Below are 1464 nucleotides of genomic sequence, written 5' to 3'. Positions count from 1 at the left end.
TTTTAGATAACACTACTATTCCTGGGCTTATTGCAAACAGAAAAAATGCTTATACGATGAAAAGTATAAGGTTTTATAAATGGTTATACTTTTGAAAGTATAAAGCAGGGTATAGCAATCTTTATAAACCTAAGTAAACATAACTTTACTATGGTAAATATATATAAACAGGAGTTAACCACACTCCAACAGGAAATATTAAGAGTATTGTTTGTAAAGGCAGGAATGTCTTTAAATCAGAGGGGGATAGCCAGGATTCTTGGAGTAACACAGCCAGCAGTTATGAAAGCTCTTCCTAGATTAGAGGAAGAAGGCTTAATAAATGTAAAACAAGATGAAGACTCTAAAAGATGGTCTATAGAGTTAAATAGAGATAACCATAAGGTTATTCAATTAAAAAGAGTAGATAATTTAAGGCAAGTTTATAGTTCTGGATTAGTAGATTTTTTAGAAAAGGAATTTGCCGGAGCAACAATAATTCTTTTTGGAAGTTATTCCAGAGGTGATGATACAACAACCTCTGATATAGATATTGCAGTGATTGGAAGGAAAGAGAAAACTATTAAATTAACTAATTTTGAAAAAACTCTTGAGAGAACTATATTCATTAATTTTTATCCTTCTTTTAAAGAGATTCATAAACACTTAAGGGAAAATATATTCAATGGGATTGTTCTTGCAGGAGGAATTGAAATATGAGAGGAGTAAAGCAATTTGATGAATTTATTAGAATGGGAATTGTCAAAAGACAGGCACCTGATAAATCAAGATCAAGATTTTTAATAATGGAAGCAGAACAAGGTTATGATTATTTGCTTAAACTCATAAAAAACATGGGTATTGGAAATCATAATGCCAATGATTATGTAAAAAATTGTTATGATATTCTGATGGAATTGACAAGAGCTAAAATGCTTCTTGAAGGATTGAATGCTTCTGGCTTTAAAGCACATGAGGCAGAAGTTTCTTATTGGAGAAATATGCAATTCAAAGAGCAAGATATTCAATTCCTAGATCAAATTAGATTTTTCAGAAACGGCATGCTTTATTACGGAACAATTTTGGATAAAGAATATGCAGAAAAAGTCATAGAATTTACAAAAAAGAATTATCAGAAATTAAGAGATTTTTTGGATAAGTTGACTAAAGAGGGGGAGAACAAGAAAAGATGAAAACCTTCATAACAGCAGATCATCATTTCCACCACAAGAATATTATTGAGTATTGCAAAAGACCATTCAAGACAGTTGAGGAAATGGATAAGGTAATGATAGAGAAGTGGAATAAGAAAGTTGGGAAAAATGATTTAGTGATACACTTAGGAGATTTTGCACTTGGCAGTAAATCGAAAGTTAAAGAAACAAGAGAAAAACTTAATGGAACTATTATCCTCATTAAAGGAAATCATGATAAATCTATCAAAGATTTTATTGTAGTTAGAGATTCTGTACAAATTGGAGATTT

3 protein-coding genes are annotated in these 1464 nt (G+C 30.5%); all 3 read left to right on the top strand.

Annotation, left to right across the window (positions count from 1 at the left end):
• The first annotated feature begins 150 nt into the window (after positions 1–150).
• Positions 151–699, top strand: coding sequence for a nucleotidyltransferase domain-containing protein (locus AC3WVG_RS11825; protein ID WP_488798320.1), 549 nt, complete (start codon positions 151–153; stop codon positions 697–699).
• Positions 696–1172 (top strand): hypothetical protein, encoded by a 477-nt coding sequence (locus AC3WVG_RS11820; RefSeq protein ID WP_488798319.1) that lies wholly within the window; start codon positions 696–698, stop codon positions 1170–1172. Before AC3WVG_RS11825 ends, AC3WVG_RS11820 begins: the two co-directional genes overlap by 4 nt.
• A partial coding sequence (locus AC3WVG_RS11815) for a metallophosphoesterase (protein ID WP_488798318.1) occupies positions 1169–1464 on the top strand: 296 nt, incomplete at its 3' end. The genes AC3WVG_RS11820 and AC3WVG_RS11815, both read left to right, overlap by 4 nt.

The organism is Desulfovulcanus sp. (assembly GCF_982781345.1).
Note: the sequence above shows the minus strand (reverse complement) of the source record. Positions and strands in the feature narration are given on the sequence as shown.

Bases quoted from the DNA above. Each gene is read 5' to 3' on its own strand.
- AC3WVG_RS11825 (WP_488798320.1), top strand. From the start codon at position 151: ATGGTAAATATATATAAACAGGAGTTAACCACACTCCAACAGGAAATA.
- AC3WVG_RS11820 (WP_488798319.1), top strand. From the start codon at position 696: ATGAGAGGAGTAAAGCAATTTGATGAATTTATTAGAATGGGAATTGTC.